This is a genomic window from Bacteroides sp. D55t1_190419_B8, assembly GCF_015558905.1.
Lineage (GTDB): Bacteria > Bacteroidota > Bacteroidia > Bacteroidales > Bacteroidaceae > Bacteroides > Bacteroides vicugnae.
On the sequence record NZ_JADMOU010000001.1, the window covers coordinates 679,290 to 696,817 of the forward strand.

General features: G+C 47.2%; 8 protein-coding genes. 6 read left to right on the forward strand and 2 right to left on the reverse strand.

Features of this window, described 5'->3' with window-relative positions:
- Positions 1 to 29: 29 nt before the first annotated feature.
- The 6 genes from I2I13_RS02345 to I2I13_RS02370 all read left to right on the forward strand — a co-directional run bounded on the left by I2I13_RS02345 (position 30) and on the right by I2I13_RS02370 (position 13,286).
- On the forward strand, positions 30 to 2,594 hold the full coding sequence (locus I2I13_RS02345) for a DUF4962 domain-containing protein (RefSeq protein ID WP_195648640.1): 2,565 nt from the start codon (positions 30 to 32) through the stop codon (positions 2,592 to 2,594).
- 15 nt (positions 2,595 to 2,609) lie between these two features.
- Entirely contained in the window at positions 2,610 to 3,440 is an 831-nt protein-coding gene (locus I2I13_RS02350; protein WP_229118797.1) for a DUF1961 family protein, read from the forward strand.
- Between the two features lie 9 nt (positions 3,441 to 3,449).
- Positions 3,450 to 4,307 carry a DUF1961 family protein gene (locus tag I2I13_RS02355; protein WP_195648641.1) on the forward strand — a complete coding sequence of 286 codons (858 nt, stop codon included), beginning with the start codon at positions 3,450 to 3,452 and terminating at the stop codon, positions 4,305 to 4,307.
- 474 nt (positions 4,308 to 4,781) lie between these two features.
- Positions 4,782 to 7,784, forward strand: a complete 3,003-nt coding sequence (locus I2I13_RS02360; protein ID WP_195648642.1) for a polysaccharide lyase family 8 super-sandwich domain-containing protein — start codon at positions 4,782 to 4,784, stop codon at positions 7,782 to 7,784.
- Positions 7,785 to 7,846: 62 nt separating this feature from the next.
- Positions 7,847 to 9,064 (forward strand): glycoside hydrolase family 88 protein, encoded by a 1,218-nt coding sequence (locus I2I13_RS02365; protein ID WP_195648643.1) that lies wholly within the window; start codon positions 7,847 to 7,849, stop codon positions 9,062 to 9,064.
- Between the two features lie 118 nt (positions 9,065 to 9,182).
- Positions 9,183 to 13,286 (forward strand): hybrid sensor histidine kinase/response regulator transcription factor, encoded by a 4,104-nt coding sequence (locus I2I13_RS02370; RefSeq protein ID WP_195648644.1) that lies wholly within the window; start codon positions 9,183 to 9,185, stop codon positions 13,284 to 13,286.
- 27 nt (positions 13,287 to 13,313) lie between these two features.
- Here I2I13_RS02370 and I2I13_RS02375 read toward each other — a convergent pair whose 3' ends face one another.
- Together I2I13_RS02375 and I2I13_RS02380 are read right to left on the reverse strand one after the other, a co-directional pair.
- Positions 13,314 to 16,082, reverse strand: coding sequence for a DUF4962 domain-containing protein (locus tag I2I13_RS02375; RefSeq protein WP_195648645.1), 2,769 nt, complete (start codon positions 16,080 to 16,082; stop codon positions 13,314 to 13,316).
- Positions 16,083 to 16,124: 42 nt separating this feature from the next.
- Positions 16,125 to 17,525 (reverse strand): sulfatase, encoded by a 1,401-nt coding sequence (locus tag I2I13_RS02380; protein WP_195648646.1) that lies wholly within the window; start codon positions 17,523 to 17,525, stop codon positions 16,125 to 16,127.
- Positions 17,526 to 17,528: the final 3 nt, after the last annotated feature.

Consider the following 17,528-nt stretch of genomic DNA (forward strand, 5'->3'; position numbering starts at 1 on the left):
CCAATCAATCTTTTATTTAATTCATCCTTATGAAAACAACTCTCCGCTTCAGCACTCTTTTCTTCATGCTTGCCTGCCTGTTTTTAGGCACTGCTTGCAGCGACGATGCACTTCCCGAACCGACAGACACGGGAACGGAACAGCCGGGAGAATCTCCCGATGCCTTACACGACAAGACACGGGAAAAGCCCTATCCTAAAGCGGACAATGAACTCTACATCAATCCCGCTCCGTTCATCGTGCCCCAAGCCATGAAGACCGGAGACAAACTTCAATTTGCCTTTTCACAGTCGAAAGACTTTCCTGATACGGAAACCACCGTATCCACTCCCCGGCAATGGTGCATGTACAATGCGCACCGGATACTCAAAAGCGGTACATGGTACTGGCGCTTCCGCTCTGTCGGCAATGACGGAACCGAACAGGCATGGAGCGAAACCTACTCTTTTGAAGTAAAAGACGAAACGCCCAAATTCGTAACTCCTACCTTTGAGACATTGCTCAAGAATGCTCCCCGCACTCATCCCCGCCTGTTCTGTTTTCTCGACAACGGACTGGAACAGGCACGACGTAATGTCAAGTCGCATCCCGAATACAAACAATTAACAGGTCGTGCACAAACGGCATTGGGCACGGATTACTCTCTTCTTCCCAACCCTTACGACGCAGCCGCCCAAATAAAAAACTCCGTCCAACATCTGTATCAAGCCTATCACCTGATACAAGACAAAAAATATGCAGACAAACTGCACGAGATACTGACCATTCTGCTGGCATATCCCGTATCGGACTCCCAACTGTTTGCCAGTAATTTCGGCGCTACGGATATCGCCATCAGCTTTATCGAAATCTACGACTTACTCTACAACGAACTGGCTCCGGAAGAAAAGCTCGGAATTGAAGAACTGTTGATGCGTGTTTCGCGCTACTATTTCCAATCAAACTGCGGAAGACAGGAAAACCATATTTTCGATAACCACTTCTGGCAACACAATATGCGCATATTGTTCCAGGCTTGCTTCATCCTTTACGATAAAGCAGCCTATGCGGACGAAATTCTCCCGATGCTGGAATACTATTATGAAATATGGAGTGCCCGCGCACCGGCTTCGGGGTTCAACCGGGACGGAATATGGCATAACGGAACGGGCTATATCGCCACCAACATAAAGACACTGTATTATATTCCTTCCCTCTTCTCGCACATTACGCGAAGTGATTTCCTGAAACATCCGTGGTATCTGAACGCAGGGAAAGCACTGGTCTATACCAGTCCACCCCACTCCAAAAGTATCGGATTCGGTGACGGAAGCGAGAGCGGAGAAGAGCCGAGCCGGGTATTAGCCGCTTTTGCCGACTTTCTGGCTAAAGAGAACGCCGACCCGTATTCGGGCTGGTATGCCGACCAATGCAAGGAGTTGGTACAGCAAGACTATGAGTTCAGGCTCTACCGCATGGTACGCACTCAAAGCTATGCCACCGAACTGCCATCGAACACTCCCAAGCTCATCTGGTATAAAGATGCGGGAGAAGTTGCCATACATACCCATCTGGCGAATCCGGAACAGGATATGGCTATCGGCTTCCGTTCCAGCACCTTTGCTTCGGGCAGCCATACGGTAGCCAATCAAAACAGTTTCAATCTCCTTTACAAAGGAGTGGATGTGTACCGCAGCAGCGGATACTACCAGAACTTCAGCGACGCGCACAACTTGATGTCTTACCGCCATACCCGTGCCCACAACACTATTTTAGTCAACGGCATCGGCCAGCCTTATTCCTTGAAAGGATACGGCAACATCACCCGTGCCATGGGCGGCGACCACATTTCCTATTGTCTCGGAGATGCCTCCCACGCTTATAGCGGCATCAGCGACGACCCGATGTGGGTGACCGCCTTTGCAGCCGCAGGCATCACCCAAACCCCGGAAAACGGATTCGGCAAAACTCCGCTTACCAAATACCTGCGCCACCTGTTGTTGCTGCATCCTTATACCGTAGTCATCTACGACGAACTGGAGGCTTCCGAAGCTGTCCGCTGGGACTGGCTCCTGCACAGCCCCACGCAATTCCAACCAGACAAGGACAGGAACATGAGTGTCACCGAAAACACGACGAAAGGATTCAAAACCGTTGTTCGGCAATTCAGCAATTCTTCTTTTGAATACTCGCAAACCGACCAGTTTGTTGTACCGCCTGCCACCCCCGCTCCTGCCCAATGGCATCTGACTGCAACCTACAGTCCTTGCGCCCAAAACCGTATCCTGACTATTATTCAGATTACGCCGGATTCGGAACAGACTCCGGCAATCGTACGTACCGGAGACAGTTTCCAATGTGACGACTGGAGCATCCAAGCCGTCCTAAGTCCCTCCCAACCGGCCGAACTGATAGTCACCAACCGGACAAACAGCGCGCTATTCAGCTATTCGGCAGACAACCCGGTCATCGACGGAAGTATGTATCTCCGGAAGTCTCCCCGTTCTTCTTTACTCTACGACCAATCGAACGGCAGATATGGCGTGACGGAACAAACGGATTATATCCCGGCTTCCACACGGGCTGTCGGCTATGAACATAAAACAAATCCCTAATTGACTATTATGAATATGAAACAAGTATCTATCTTTCTAATTCTACTGTTCGCTTATTGCGGCGCTTACTCTCAAAGCTCCAAAGAAACCATATCGGCTTTTTACACTTTCGACAACGAAGAAGAAATTGCCGACTGGCTGGTGGAAGGAGAAGGCAAAGCGTATATCGAAAACGGAAAGCTGATTCTGGAACCTCTGTTCTTTCCACTTATGGAAACGTTGATGAAAGCCGGAGCAATCTCCGACGACAACCGCATGAAAGAATACGAGCCTTATCTCTATGCAGCCATGAAAGCCAAATACGGAAAGGACGTCAGAAACTATTTTCTTTTAGGAAAAGGAAAGCCCGTATTCATGGGCGGCCATTTCAACGTATGGAACCGGCGCATCCGGACATCCGATAACTTTGCCATCGAATTTGATTTCACCCCGCTTTCACCCGCTCCCTTGCACATGCTGATGTTCTGCGGCTCCGGCTTGGAAGGAGAAAGCGTTTTCGATGCTTCCCTACCCGCACGCTACGGAGTGGAAGACGAAACGATGTACGACATGGCAATGTATCGCGTCTCATTCTTCCATAAGTCACGCCGGAAGGCTAACTTGCGCCGTGCTCCCGGCAAGATTATGGTTGCGCAGGGAGCAGATGTGGTGGTTTCGGAAGACTGGACGACAACCAGCCGTTGCCGGGTGGAAAGAATCGACGGGACAGTACGATTCCTGATAAACGGAAAAGAAAGTTTCTCCTTCAAGGACGAGCAGCCGTTGAAAGGCGACAACTGGGGATTCAGACTAATGGCTTGTGCCAAAGGAGCGTATGACAATATTAAAGTACTCACAATTAAATAAGGTATCCTTATGCATATCAGACAGACATTTATATGGCTGCTTTTACTGCTCGCTTATAGCAGCATTCATGCGCAAATTCCGAAGGAAGCCATAAATCCGAAAGAAACCGTATCCGCAACCTACACGTTCGATACGGAAGAAGAGCTTGCCGACTGGTTGGTGGAAGGAGAGGGCAAAGCATCCATAGAAAACGGGAAACTGATTCTGGAACCTCTGTATTTCCCGCTTATGGACTCTTTGATGAAAGCCGGAGTAATCTCCGAAGATAACATCATGGAAGAATACAACCCCTATCTCTATACGGCAATGAAAGCCAAATATGGAAAGGACATCGGCAGGTATTTCCTGCAGGAAAAGGAAGAAGCGATATTTACAGGCGGACACTTCAATATCTGGAACCGGAAAATCAAAACAGCCGGAAACTTCGCCATCGAATTTGATTTCACTCCCCTTTCGCCCGCCCCCTTGCACATGGTTCTGTTTTGTGCTTCCGGACTGAAAGAAGAAAGCATCTTTGCTCCTTCCCTGCCCGCACGCTACGGTCTGGGCGAAGAACTGATGTATGACATGAAAACCTACCGCCTTTCATTCTTTCATCAGTCACGCCGGAAAGCCAATTTGCGCCGGGCTCCAGGCAAAGTCATGATTGCCCAAGGAACAGATGTAGTTACTTCGGAAGACTGGCGTACAACCAGCCATTGCCGGGTGGAAAGAATCGACGGAACCATACGCTTTCTGATTAATGGAAAAGAAAGTTTCTCCTATAAAGACGAGGAACCATTGAAAGGCAACAACTGGGGATTCAGACTAATGGCTTGTGCGAAAGGAGCGTATGACAATATACGGATTATCACAATCTATCAATAGCCAACTCCAGTCGGCTATGTGGTCAAGTAGAGTTGTCTATTCAGCCAACTACTGTCAGCTATGTGGCCGACTGCATTTGGCTAACCCCATCTTACCTGTTTCCACCCGGTATTCAATCGTATTCGCCTTCTTATGTCCTTTCAGATTAAGGAAGCACCTACGCTTTTGTCTTAACCGGGACTTCTTTCTTAAAAGTGTGAACAGAGTGAAGGGTGTGAAAGGCTAAAAAGAGAACCTTAAATCACAGTATACATCTGTCATACTACAACTTACGGATTGGTGAAACTTGTGAAAAGCAAAAGTGAATTATAAAACCAGAATGAATCAGAATCAGTTTTGATTTCGTCTTTTACAGCTTATTGTCAGAAAATGAAATTCTTTAAATAGAATCTGAAAGTCATTTAATGTCCAGTTACCTATCTTTGCCCCCATGATAAGCATAATCAGCGTTAAAGAATTAAATAACACAATACCATGAAAAAAGATTTTCTACCTTTTTTAATTGCATGTTTCATCTGTTCATGCATCAGTTTTCAGGCATACGCACAGGAAAAAGTGTTTGCCACTTATTTTGATATTCCTGTCAATAGCCCGGAAGGAACGGAAGTTACCGGACGCATTCATCTGGAAAGGAATAAAGATGTACTGACTTCTCCTATTCCCAAGGGATATAAGTTCGAGATTGTCACACAGCCTGCGGAAGCACTGTTCAAGATAGAAACCCGCTACGATTTATCCCAGCGTATCATGGGAATATTGAGCGTTGACAAAAAGAAAAAGACCGGCCCCAAAGCCATCTCCTATCCCATGACAATCGCCCTGAAAGACGGGAACAGGGAAATAGAGAAATTCGATATTACGGTTCATATCGCTAAAAGCACTTTATGGACGTTATTATACGACCGCTACCTTCCCCATGCCATCGGCAACAGCCGACTGTATGGCCGGATGAAATACTCGGACAAAGAAGTAGCGGAGATAATAGATGAATTAGAAAAGAACAACGGACGTTTCAGCGGATTCAGATGTTATACTGCCCGTCCACAGGATTATAAAGCGGAATTCAATCCTAAGAACGACCATCTCAACACAAAAACCATTGAATATGACTGGGAAAAAGTAGCCAACCGGATTGGAGGACTCGGCTATGCGTATGCCACATCGAAAGTCTATGGTCCGGAAGGTTCGCCGGAGAAAAGGAAAGAATTGCGCGATGCTTTATACAAAGCAATATTAGCCTATACCCTGTCTGTTCCAGTGGAAGGGAAAGAGGTGGAAATAAACGGGAAGCCTATCGGCAATTGCACCGGCGACGCTTTCAGCCTGCTTCAAGCCAACAAGCTGTCGGGCGTTCAGATACCGACTCATCAGTGGGTGCTGACAGACCCGTTGGTGGTGCCTGCACTCTACCTTATGCCTGACATTCTGAAAGGGATGCAGGAAAATGACGAGACCTGCCTCAAAGTGCATAATGCACTGGTACGTTATAATCAGTTATTTATGTCCATCATAAAGGGGCGCAGAGCTATTGACAACCCCAAAGAACGCTGGGGGGAAATACAGGATACCCTTTATTCGTCCGGAGCGTGGACAGATGCCAATCTGGGACATCGCTCGCGCACCATGTTGGCTCTCCCGCTTATCTGGGCGGACTACAACCGTCCGCTGACGTACGTACAATACTGGTATAGCGACTTCTATAAGGATAAGCCTTTCAAGAATTTCAGTTTCTCTCCCGGATGGAGTCCGCAAGGAGTGATAGCCGACGTCAGCCGATGGATGACGAAATACAACATTCCCGCACACAAGTATATCCAGTCGGGATTTCAACCGGATGGCACCATATCCCACCACATTGGCCGTGCTACTGACGCAGCTATGGTAGCCTACGGCTTTGAATGGCTGACGGATTGCAACGTGGGATACCAATATTTCAAGAACACGCCCTTCAAAGTAGCTGCCCCGCAGTATCAGTTCCAGTTAGACCATTTATTGAATGTATATCCCAAGTTAATCTATAAGCAGCACATGGACTTCCTCGTCGCCGGACGTTCTTATCTGGACGATTTGAAAGGATTTGCAACCAAGCGCTATCCCAGAGCGGTCAATGAAATGCTGAAAGCCCGAAGCAAAAATACCCAATTGAGTGGAGTGGAAGAATTGCAGACAGTAATCAAAGCAATCAAAGCGAATACTCATGAATATTCGGGTACGGATGCTTATTGGGTGAATGAATATCTCGTGCACCGCCGGGGCGAAAACGAACCTGCGTTCTATGCGTCCCTGAAACTGAAATCGGAACGTACGGTAGGAGCCGAAGATTTCAGCAAGATACGCAAGTCCTGGCATCTGGGATATGGCATCCTGCAACTTAAAGTACGCGGAGATGAATACGCCAGCCGCGTTTTGAAGAATTATGACTGGCACGCCGTGCCGGGACTGACGGAAGAATGGCGTACCGACGCCCTGCCCGCCGAAGGTGGCGCACAGGCTTCTTTGCCCGGATTAAACAAAATATCCGGTGTACTGGCCGACGGCAAAACGGGTATGGGAATCTACCACCATCTGCCGAAAGAGAAATACAGTTCCTCAACCGCATTCAAAACGTACCATTTCATCGAGGATAAAATCATCGCACTGGGAAGCGGCATCTCCCGTCTCCGTCCGGGACAGGGAAAGGAAATCACCACATTCCTCGACCAGTCTGCCTTCAACCGCGAACTGACCTGGTGCGTCAACAGTAAAGAGCAAACTGTGAATCCGGGTGAATCGGTGAATATCACCGAAAATATAGAATCTGTCTGCTGGCTTCACCAAGGAGAGAAAGGATATATCATTCTGCCGAAAAAGAGGCTGCAACTGGTGATTAAAACCGGAAAAGAAATCAATATCACCGACCGGGCAATAGCCGACAAACAGCCTAACTTTATTATCGCCCTCAATCACGGAATCACTCCGGGAAGCGGTCTGGATGATAGTTATGCCTATTACCTGATACCCAATATCGGCAAAGAGGAGATGAAAGCCCGCGTGGCAAACCTGCAAAAAGAGATTACGACCGTAGAAAACACGGCTTCCGCCCATGCGGTATATTCCGCTGCCGACAAGACCTGGCAATATGCTTTCTTCAAGCCCGGAACGATTTCTGCAGGAAAGACTGAAGTGACTTCCGACGATGTGGCATTAATCATGCTGCGCGATAACGGCGACAGTTGGACTTTATCTGCTTCCAATCCGATGCCGGACGGCAAAAAGCAGAGACTGACATTCCGTGTCAGCACTCCTCTGGCGGCAGGTACTTATACTTACCGGACAAAAGGTGTTTATCCGCTGGAAGGAGAAACCGTGACTGTTTCTCCGGATAAAGGGGGTGCAAAGGTGGTGGTTGAGCTGCCGGACATCAGAGATGAGAAACAGTACAATTATCAGTCCGACTTATACGCGGCAACCCCGATTGTAGTTACTATTCCTAAATAAATCGTTTTCAATATAATACACCAGCATCATAAGAAGATGCACTTATCATCATTGGTTGAGATATGAAATCACTTCAAAAAAGAAATATACTTATTCTTCTACTCCTGACCGCCTGTTTCTGCGGAAACTCGCAGAGCTTTGCCGCCGAACCGGGAAAGAAGGTTCCGCAATGGGTTCAACACGCTTTTTCCGTGATTGAGAAACAGGCACAGAAGATGTCTGCCAAAGTAGAAAAAACATCTTGCCTTCCCCGTTCCATCCAACGGGGAATGGTAAGTCCGACCGACTGGACCAGCGGCTTTTTTCCGGGAATGTTGTGGTATGTGTACGAATATACCGGAAAAGAAGAATGGAAAGCGCGTGCCGAACGTGCCACTGCCTTACTGGAAATGGAACAGTTCAATGCTTTCGACCACGACATAGGTTTCAAAATGTATTGCAGCTACGGTAACGGATGGCGGCTGACCCGGAATCCGGACTATAGCAAAATTATTTTCCGTTCTGCCAAGACTTTAAGTTCACGCTATTCATACAAGACAGGGCTTATCATGTCTTGGGAAGAAGACAGCACACGTGACTGGCAGTTCCCGGTTATTATCGACAACATGATGAATCTGGAATTACTGATGGAAGCCTATAAATTATCCGGAGACACCACATTGCGCCACATCGCCCTTTCCCATGCCGACAAAACAATGAAATGCCAATACCGCGAAAACTATTCATGCCCCCATGTGGTAGACTATGATGCGGAAACGGGCGAAGTCCGCAAATTCGACTGGAACAACGGCTCCGATGATGTCCGTGTTTCGACCTGGGCACGCGGACAGGCATGGGGACTTTATGGGTTCACGATGATGTACAGGGAAACAAAGAACCCGAAATACCTGCGCCATGCCGAACATATCGCCGACTTTCTCATACAGCATCCCAACCTGCCGGCAGACGGAATTCCTTATTGGGACTATTCCGGCAGCCAGGTTTCAACGATACGGGATGCTTCCGCCGCTTCCGTGACGGCATCGGCGCTCATTGAGCTAAGCACCTACTCTCCCCATAAAGGCTACTTCAAAACCGGAGAAAAAATGCTGAAAAGTCTCTCTTCCGATGCGTATCTCGCCAAACCGGGAAAACATTCTTTCTTTATTATAAAGCAGGCTATCGGAAATTATCTCCGAAACAGCGAACTGGAAGGTGGATTGTCATACGCCGACTACTACTATGTGGAAGGGTTGCTGCGCTACTTAAAACAAATCAACCCATCCATGGAACAGAAGTAAAAACATCGAATAGGCTGGAAATGTGAGATGAATAATCCGAAAGTATATTTGGCTATTGAATGAAAGATGATTATCTTTACCTTACATTTGTAGTATTCACATTTATCATTCAGCACACATGAGAAACCGATATTTGCAAACAAGCCTCATCTCCGGCCTCTTCCTCTGTTTACTATCCGTTTCGTTCTGCCATGCGGCGACCGGCGGATCGGAACACATTCATTTCCGGCGTCTGTCGGTCAATAACGGAATGTCGCAAAATACGGTTCTCGCCCTCACGCAAGACCATAACGGTAAAATCTGGGTGGGAACCATGGATGGTCTGAACTGGTATGACGGATACCGTTTCGCTCTCCTCTACAAGAATCTGAACGACAGCACCAGTTTATCCAACAATCATGTTTACTCACTCTGTACCGACGCAGAAGGTACTGTGTGGGTAGGCACTTTAACCGGACTATCCAGATATAACATTGTAGGAAACAACTTCACCAATTTCTACTTACCCGGAAAATTACCCATACAAATATTCGCCATAGAAGACCTGAACGACAAGAACCAGCTCTTATTGGGAACCAATAGCGGGCTTGTTGTCTTTGATAAAAAAACGGGGTACATGAACCTGCATCCCCTTCTGCGGAAAGTCAACGTTTATTCCATTTGTAAAATAAAAGATGAAGTGTTGCTTGGAACTTCATCCGGTCTCTACCATTACCATCCCCATGACAATTCTGCCGTGCAACTGCTTCCGGAATTGAAAGAAGAAGTGTTCTCGTCCATTCTCCACGACCCGAGAAAACAGGTCAGCTGGCTGGGGTCGCTGACCAACGGAGTCTATTGCATAGATGAAAAATTCCGGATAAAGAAACATTATTATGACAAAAGCCCGCAGCAACTAGCTGAAAAGGCCGTCCGCACATTGGCACAGGATGACAAGGGAAGAATCTGGATCGGTACCATAAATGCCTTATTCATATTGGAACCTGAAACCGAAAAAATACAGAGACACGCCTTCTCCCATGAGGATCAAAATTCATTGGGACATAACTCTGTACGTTCCATTCTAAAAGATAATCAGGGAGGAATGTGGGTAGGTACTTTCTATGGCGGACTGAACTATCATCATCCCATGGCTCCGGCATTCGGAACGTTAGTTTATTCAGCCTACAAAAATTCCATCAGCGACAACACGGTCAGTTGCATCGTCGAAGACCCGCATACCGGCAATCTCTGGATAGGAACCAACGATGGCGGGCTGAACGAGTATGACCGTAAGAACAACCATTTCTCGGTTTATCGGGCCAATCATCACAACGCCCGCGCATTGCAATCGGACAATATCAAATGTGTATTGCCAGACGCGGACGGCATTTATATAGGAAGCCACGGCGGTGGATTGAGTTATTTATCCGCCCGCACCAAGCAAATTGAGAACTATACTTTCCCCGAAGCTGTCTCTTTCAGCAACAGTTGTTACTCTTTACTGGACGGACAGGACGGAACACTTTGGGTAGGTTCCATCATCGGATTGTACCGTTTCGATAAAAAGACCGGGCAGCTATCCCTGCATCCTCTGGCACAAGAATATCCCCGGCTGAACTCCATCCTCATATCCGTCCTATACCGCGATTCGGCAAACCGGATATGGATTGGAACGGAAGAAAGCTTGTTCGTATATGCCAACGGCAAACTGGAAGAATGGAAAGACGGCACATCCGGCGTTCCGGCTCTGATACAGGCTTTCTGCATACAGGAAGACAGCAATCATCGTATCTGGATAGGCTCCTCCGACGGCCTGTATAAGTCGGATGACGGAAGTGTCGGACAGCAAGTCCGCTATTCTACACAGAACGGATTGCCTAACAATTTCATCTATGGCATACTGGAAGACGGACGGGGACGGCTCTGGCTCACGACCAACCGAGGTTTATCCTGTTTTGACCCTGCCGAAGAGACGTTCCTCAATTATACCGTACAAGACGGATTGAGCCACGGGCAGTTTAACACTTACGGAGCGTGTAAGACCAAGGACGGCATCTTCTTTCTGGGAAGCCTGCAAGGAATTACCTATTTCAATCCGTATGAGTTTGTAGACAATCCGTATTCTCCGAATGCTGTCATTACGGGAGCCAGCATCCAGAACCAGCCTGTGGCAAAAATAAAAGATGGCGTTTCCAAGTTTTTCCAGGCAGATGACGGGAAACTATTAGGAATGTCCTTTCCTTCCAACCGCAAGTTATTCAGCGTCCATTTCTCCGTAATCAATTATCTTTCCGGCAGACGGAATCTGTTTGCCTACAAACTGGAAGGATTTGATGAGGACTGGATTTATTCGAGGCAGATTGTTCCGTCGAGAGGTGTCGCCTATTCCAATCTGCCGCCGGGGAAATATGTATTCAAGGTAAAAGCCTGCAACAACAATGGCCGCTGGAGTATTACTCCGACCGAATTCTTTGTACATATCACTCCTATGTGGTATCAGACATGGTGGGCAAAGATGCTCTATGTCTTATTTACATTGGGCGGACTTACTTTCATCTTCTATTTCTTCATTGCCCGCGCGAAGATGAAAATGCAGATGCAGATTGAACATCTGGAACGCAATAAGATTGAAGAAATCAGCCAAGAGAAAGTACGCTTCTACATCAATATGTCCCACGAACTGCGTACTCCGTTGAGCTTAATATTGGCTCCTCTGGAAGAACTGGTAGAAGAGAAGAATAAGTTTGACGACCGGATTCAGCAGAAACTTTCGTATGTGTACAGAAACGGACGCAAATTACTTCACCTTGTCAACCAGTTACTGGATTTCAGAAGGGCAGAGTCGGGAGCGCTTCCCATTCATGTTGCCATGAATAACGTGGATGAACTGGCCGGAAATGTCTTTACGATGTTCAAGGAGAACGCGCAGAAAAGAAACATTGCCTATCAGTACCGGTCGGAACTGGATGCGAGCCTGCTCCCGATAGACAGAACATATGTGGAGATGATACTAACCAACCTGCTTTCCAATGCGTTCAAATTCACTCCGGACGGTGGAGAGATAACGCTCTCTGTCTGGAAGAAGGAGAATTGTTTCGGATTCACGGTCAAAGATACCGGCGTCGGAATCGCGCCGGAGAAATTAGCACGCATCTTCGAGCGTTTCTATCAGGCGAGCGAAGGCAGGAAGGGAAGCGGAATCGGACTTTCATTAGTCAAATGCCTAGTCGAAAAGCATCACGGAAGTATCAGTGTGGAGAGTAAGCCGAACCAAGGCAGTGAATTCCGTATCGAGTTGCCGTCCGATCTGTCAGTATATGCTCCGGAAGAAATAGAGAACCCGCATGAACAGCATATCCCCGAACTACAAACGGCTTCATTAGCCACTGAAACAATGGTGGAGGACGGAGAGTTCCGGGCAGTAGAGGAATCTGCCGCACCGACGGAAAATGAGTCATCGGATGAGATTACAGAAACAATCCTGCTGGTGGATGATAATAAAGAGATGGTGGACTATTTGAAGAATAACTTTAAATCCAAATACATCACATTGACCGCCGGAAACGGGGAAGAGGCACTGGCCATCCTGAAAGAACAGAAAGTGGACATTGTATTGTCCGATGTCATGATGCCGGGTATTGACGGGATAAAGTTGTGCGAACTGATAAAAAAGAATATGCAGACCTGCCATATTCCTGTCATTCTCTTATCGGCCAAAGGTAGTATCGAAGCCCAGACAACCGGTATCCAGACCGGTGCGGATGACTATATCCCCAAACCTTTCTCGATGAGTCTGCTAAAAGGTAAAATCAGTAATATACTGAAAGCAAAGCAGCGGTTGAGGCACTACTATTCCAACACGATTGACATTGATACGGCGAAAATAACGTCCAATGCGCTGGATGAAGAGTTTATGAGCAAAGCGATACAGATAGTCGAGGAAAATATTGACGATGAAAATTTTACGGCGGATGATTTGGCAGAGAAACTTTGCATGAGCCGTTCTTCCTTGTACCTCAAGATGAACTCGATATCAGGGGAACCGCCGGCTAACTTTATCCGTCGTATCCGTTTTAATAAAGCCTGCAAATTATTGCTGGAAGGAAGGTATTCGATTTCCGAAATCAGTAACAAGGTCGGCTTTAGCTCGCCCTCCTATTTCTCTACCAGCTTCAAGAAACACATGGGTTGTCTGCCTTCCGACTATGTGAAAAACCAAGGAAAGAGAGAGGCTGAATAATTTTCAGCCCTCTCTCCTGTTTCATTTTTAATATCCTTTCTGACAAGGTACCATCAAAGGGTAACGGTCGATTGTCTCCTGACAACCGGAAGTCTTATTAATCAATAAAGTGCTATGCGAGAACTTCCGTCCTTTCGCTTTTACTGCTCCGTTGGCAGGGCCATAAAGCAGGTATTCTCCCGTCGTCTTGTTTTCAATTTCCAGACGGGCTTCCTGACTGGTGTCCATCTGCGCTTTGATACGATAGTTGCCGATGACAATTGTGTTATCTGCATCCGGCTTCGCATCAGCAAATGACATGGAGTTGGATTCGTCTATCTGAATAACTGCCAGGAATCTCATATCCTTGCATTTACGGACGTTCTCGAATTTACCGTGATATTGATTTTTTTCAAACTCGATTGCTTTTCTTCCACGCTGCGGGTTCAGCCAGTCGAACGGTTTGACGTACGACGTATCAACCAGGGAAGTAGTCAATTCGGAACTTCCGAAAATCCGGGCAAGCACATCACAATTATCCGTATCGGCTATCAGTGAATTCCCGGCATCGCCAATCTTCATGCCTGCACGTTCAAGCCCATTAAGCTGAAAAGTCCAGGTTACTTCTTTTTCCGCTTCCAGTTCATCATATAGTACGATGATATTAGGACGCAACATCACCAAGTGACGACGGAATTTACGGACTTGCGGATTATCATTATCATCCAGTATAAAACCGTTTTCGGAGGTGTAAGCCTGTGCATTCTTCAACACAGTAGTCCAGTTGAGGGCACTTTGGTCAAAAGGTACATATGCGTTTGAAGCATCGCCCAAAGCATAGGTAATATCGTTGCCGTCCAGATAACGGGCAATCCATCCGTAACCGCTATGCGAATAGGCCTGCGTCTTTCCGTCTACGGTAATGGCATTACGCGCCCGGCTATGCTTGTGTGCAAGCAAGTAATGCTTGTCTTGTGTCGTCACTTTATATCCTGTAGGATAAAATATCGGTTTCCCTTTGTAGGACACATTGAAACTGTTTTGCTCTGCCATTCCGTGAGAACCGGATCCGAAAGGTGAACTGCGGAACGAGACAAACAGATTGTCCGAAGCATTCAGCACATCGGTATTCATGACGACGATACCGGTTTGAGGAAATACGGCAGACTGGGGAATGTTCGCCAGATTCATTGCCTCTACCTTCCGCGGACGATGCTGCAAACGATAGGTGTCAAAGTCCGTTTTCTTAAAAGCGAATGGAGCGGCAGGCGATTGGCCGGACAGCTCATAAGCGTAATGGATAGCAAACGGATTATTCAACTCTTGCCCCAGAATGTATGCAAACTCTGCCCGGAGCCGGTTTACTTCATAGACCTTGTCGCTCCCGTCACCGAAGCCGTCACCGGCAGAATGTACAGGCATCGTGTAAGCCAATGCATTGGCACAATTGGCATACCATGGATGCTTGAAGATATTCACGTTGAAAAGATTACGAAACAAGATGAAGTTATTCACCATCGATTCCATATTCACATGGATATAGCCCATGTTTCCGTTAGGCCAGACACCGTCTGACAAGAAGCCGCCGCCCGGTGAACGTGATAACCAGATGTCATAAAGCATACCGAACCACTTCTCTGCCTGTACATCATGGCCTTTCATGACGATAGCGGAAGTAAATGCGTTATAAAAGGTATGCTGAAAGAAATGGGCGCATAGTATGCCATCCGCCGACCCGACATTTTCCTGCATGGCATCGTCTATAATCAGCCCAATGACGGTCGTGATGAAGTGCTTATAATTCTTTTTCTGTTGTTCGTTCAGATAGGCATAGGCCACGTCATAGGTCATACTCAAGGCGGACATGGACTTGGCGCCCGTAAAGTCGGCAGCCGCATACATTGCAGCCGGTTCTTTTGCCGCGATGTAATCTGCCAAGGCTACAGCTTTATCGAGATATTCCTTGTTCGAAATCAGCCGATAGCCATTCAACAAATGTTCAATATCTCTATTGATTCCTTCTACTTCGTATCTCAAACGGAATTGCATGATTTGCTTTCGTTCTACTTCAGAAGCCGTTGCAGGTATGGGGTCGCCTTTCACCTTATAACTCGCCACCTCTTTATTCAAAGCCGCATTCGCAGCTCTCCGGTAAGATGCCCTTAATTGTTTCTGATCGGCTGTCAGCACTTTGCCGGATATGGCCTCTCCGAAAATACGAGGATGCTTCTCCGGTATCATATCATACGCTTCTTCGGCATTCGGTGACTGAAATTTAGGAAGATTTTCGGGGATATTCACTTCGTATACCTTCGACCAGGATTTCCCTGACACCCGATAGCGCCAATACCACGTACCCGGTTTGAGAGGCTTGTGGTTATTATAAAAGGCCAGTTTCAACCCTGTACGGGTAAGTACATCTTTATCTGAAAAGTTTCTTGTACGTCCCATTTGGAAGTCATACTGCAAACAGCGATCCGTTTTTCCGCTTACTTTTTTTACAGGAAAGACTTTAGGATACTCGTAATCAGCCATCGGCCAAGTGAAAACCGGCGGATTGGTGATAACCTCGTGCCCCTTCACCGGGTAAGGAAACTCCCGGTTTCCCTTTTGCCGGATGCATCCCATAGTCAATGGGGTAATGCCACTCTTACTATCATCCGCCTCCTCTTCATTCACCTTGAAACCGTCGGCAAACTGATGGAAACCGCTGAATACCTGCTGAACCGTTCCATCCGACTGCGCGAATACTGACTGCACGGAAACGGACATTACCGCCACCGTTGCGCCAAGCCATACTTTGATTTTATTCTTCATGATACTCTTAACTATCTATCTGCTATAAATTCTTTTTTATATTTATTGAATACATTCCGCCATCTTTACCTGAAAATCATTCATCATGGCAGCCATTTTTTGTGCTATCTCCGGATATTGCCCAACCAAATCTACAGTCTCTTCGGGGTCTTTCTCCAAATCGAAAAGCGCAAGGCCGGTTTTGCCTCCCCTTGCAAGCTGCACGCCCGGCAGACCATCCTTGCCCGGTTCTGTCACGATGCGATATTCGTGAGGAGCCACACATTTCCATTTCCCGTCTCTCACCGCTTCTACTTTACCGTCATATAAGAAGTAAAACGGTTTATGACTCTGTGCTTGTCCGGTAAGTGTCATCCATACGTTCTCACCATCGAACTCGTTCATCCGCGGCATTTGTGAACCGGTCAGTTCTACAATGGTAGGGGTAATGTCCAAAGCCGACAGGAACTGCTCGGAAACTTTACCTGCCGGAATACGACCGGGCATCCGGGCTATGAACGGCACACGCTGCCCACCTTCAAAAGTAGTACCTTTTCCCTCACGAAGTCCGCCTGTAGAACCGCCGTGATTGCCGTAACTCAGCCACGGACCGTTGTCGGATGTAAACAATACCAGGGTATGATCGTCCAAACCGTTTTCTTTCAATGTTTTCATTATTTCACCTACCGACCAGTCTATCTCCATAATTACATCAGCATATAGCCCTTCTCCGGATTTTCCTTTGAACTTATCCGATACGCCCAGAGGAACATGAGGCTGTGTATAAGGAACATAAAGCAGGAAAGGTTCATTCTTATGCTTGTCAATGAATGCCGTTGCACGTTCTGTGATACGGGTAGTCATGTGATTCACTGTAGGATTATATTCCACCACGCGCTCATTGTCGTAAAGCGGCAATGCCCGGTACGGATGTCCCGGCTGAGGATGGAAAGGCCACATATCATTGGAATAAGGCAAACCGAAAAACTCATTGAAACCGTGTCGGAGCGGTAGGTGTTCGGGAAGACATCCCAAATGCCATTTGCCGAAAATGCCGGTAGCATAATTATTCTGTTTCAGGTAGTCGGCAAGGGTAAATTCATCGCTTTCCAATCCGTTTACGGACAGGTCGTCTACAACTCCCTGTAAGCCTGCCCGTTCGGCATATCGCCCTGTCAGTAAGGCGGCGCGCGATGGAGTAGAGGCTGCCGCACCTGCATAAAAGTTAGTGAAACGGATACCCTCCGCCGCCAGTTGGTCCAGATTGGGAGTTTGCAAACGAGAGTTGCCGTAACACTTCATGTCTCCATAGCCTTGGTCGTCAGTCAGTATAATAACGATGTTGGGCTTTTCTGCAGCGTTGCTTCTTGAAGAAGCATTCGCTGTTTCAGATGATTTTGAGTTTGAACCGTTGCAGGCGGATAATCCTGCAACAGCCAAACATAAGACTGATAAATTATTCATAAA

What these genes read in the sequence shown, in the direction of transcription:
- I2I13_RS02360 (WP_195648642.1), top strand. Translation starts at nt 4,782, where the DNA reads ATGAAAAAAGATTTTCTACCTTTTTTAATTGCATGTTTCATCTGTTCA.
- I2I13_RS02350 (WP_229118797.1), top strand. Translation starts at nt 2,610, where the DNA reads ATGAAACAAGTATCTATCTTTCTAATTCTACTGTTCGCTTATTGCGGC.
- I2I13_RS02370 (WP_195648644.1), top strand. Translation starts at nt 9,183, where the DNA reads ATGAGAAACCGATATTTGCAAACAAGCCTCATCTCCGGCCTCTTCCTC.
- I2I13_RS02375 (WP_195648645.1), bottom strand. Translation starts at nt 16,082, where the DNA reads ATGAAGAATAAAATCAAAGTATGGCTTGGCGCAACGGTGGCGGTAATG.
- I2I13_RS02365 (WP_195648643.1), top strand. Translation starts at nt 7,847, where the DNA reads ATGAAATCACTTCAAAAAAGAAATATACTTATTCTTCTACTCCTGACC.
- I2I13_RS02380 (WP_195648646.1), bottom strand. Translation starts at nt 17,525, where the DNA reads ATGAATAATTTATCAGTCTTATGTTTGGCTGTTGCAGGATTATCCGCC.
- I2I13_RS02345 (WP_195648640.1), top strand. Translation starts at nt 30, where the DNA reads ATGAAAACAACTCTCCGCTTCAGCACTCTTTTCTTCATGCTTGCCTGC.
- I2I13_RS02355 (WP_195648641.1), top strand. Translation starts at nt 3,450, where the DNA reads ATGCATATCAGACAGACATTTATATGGCTGCTTTTACTGCTCGCTTAT.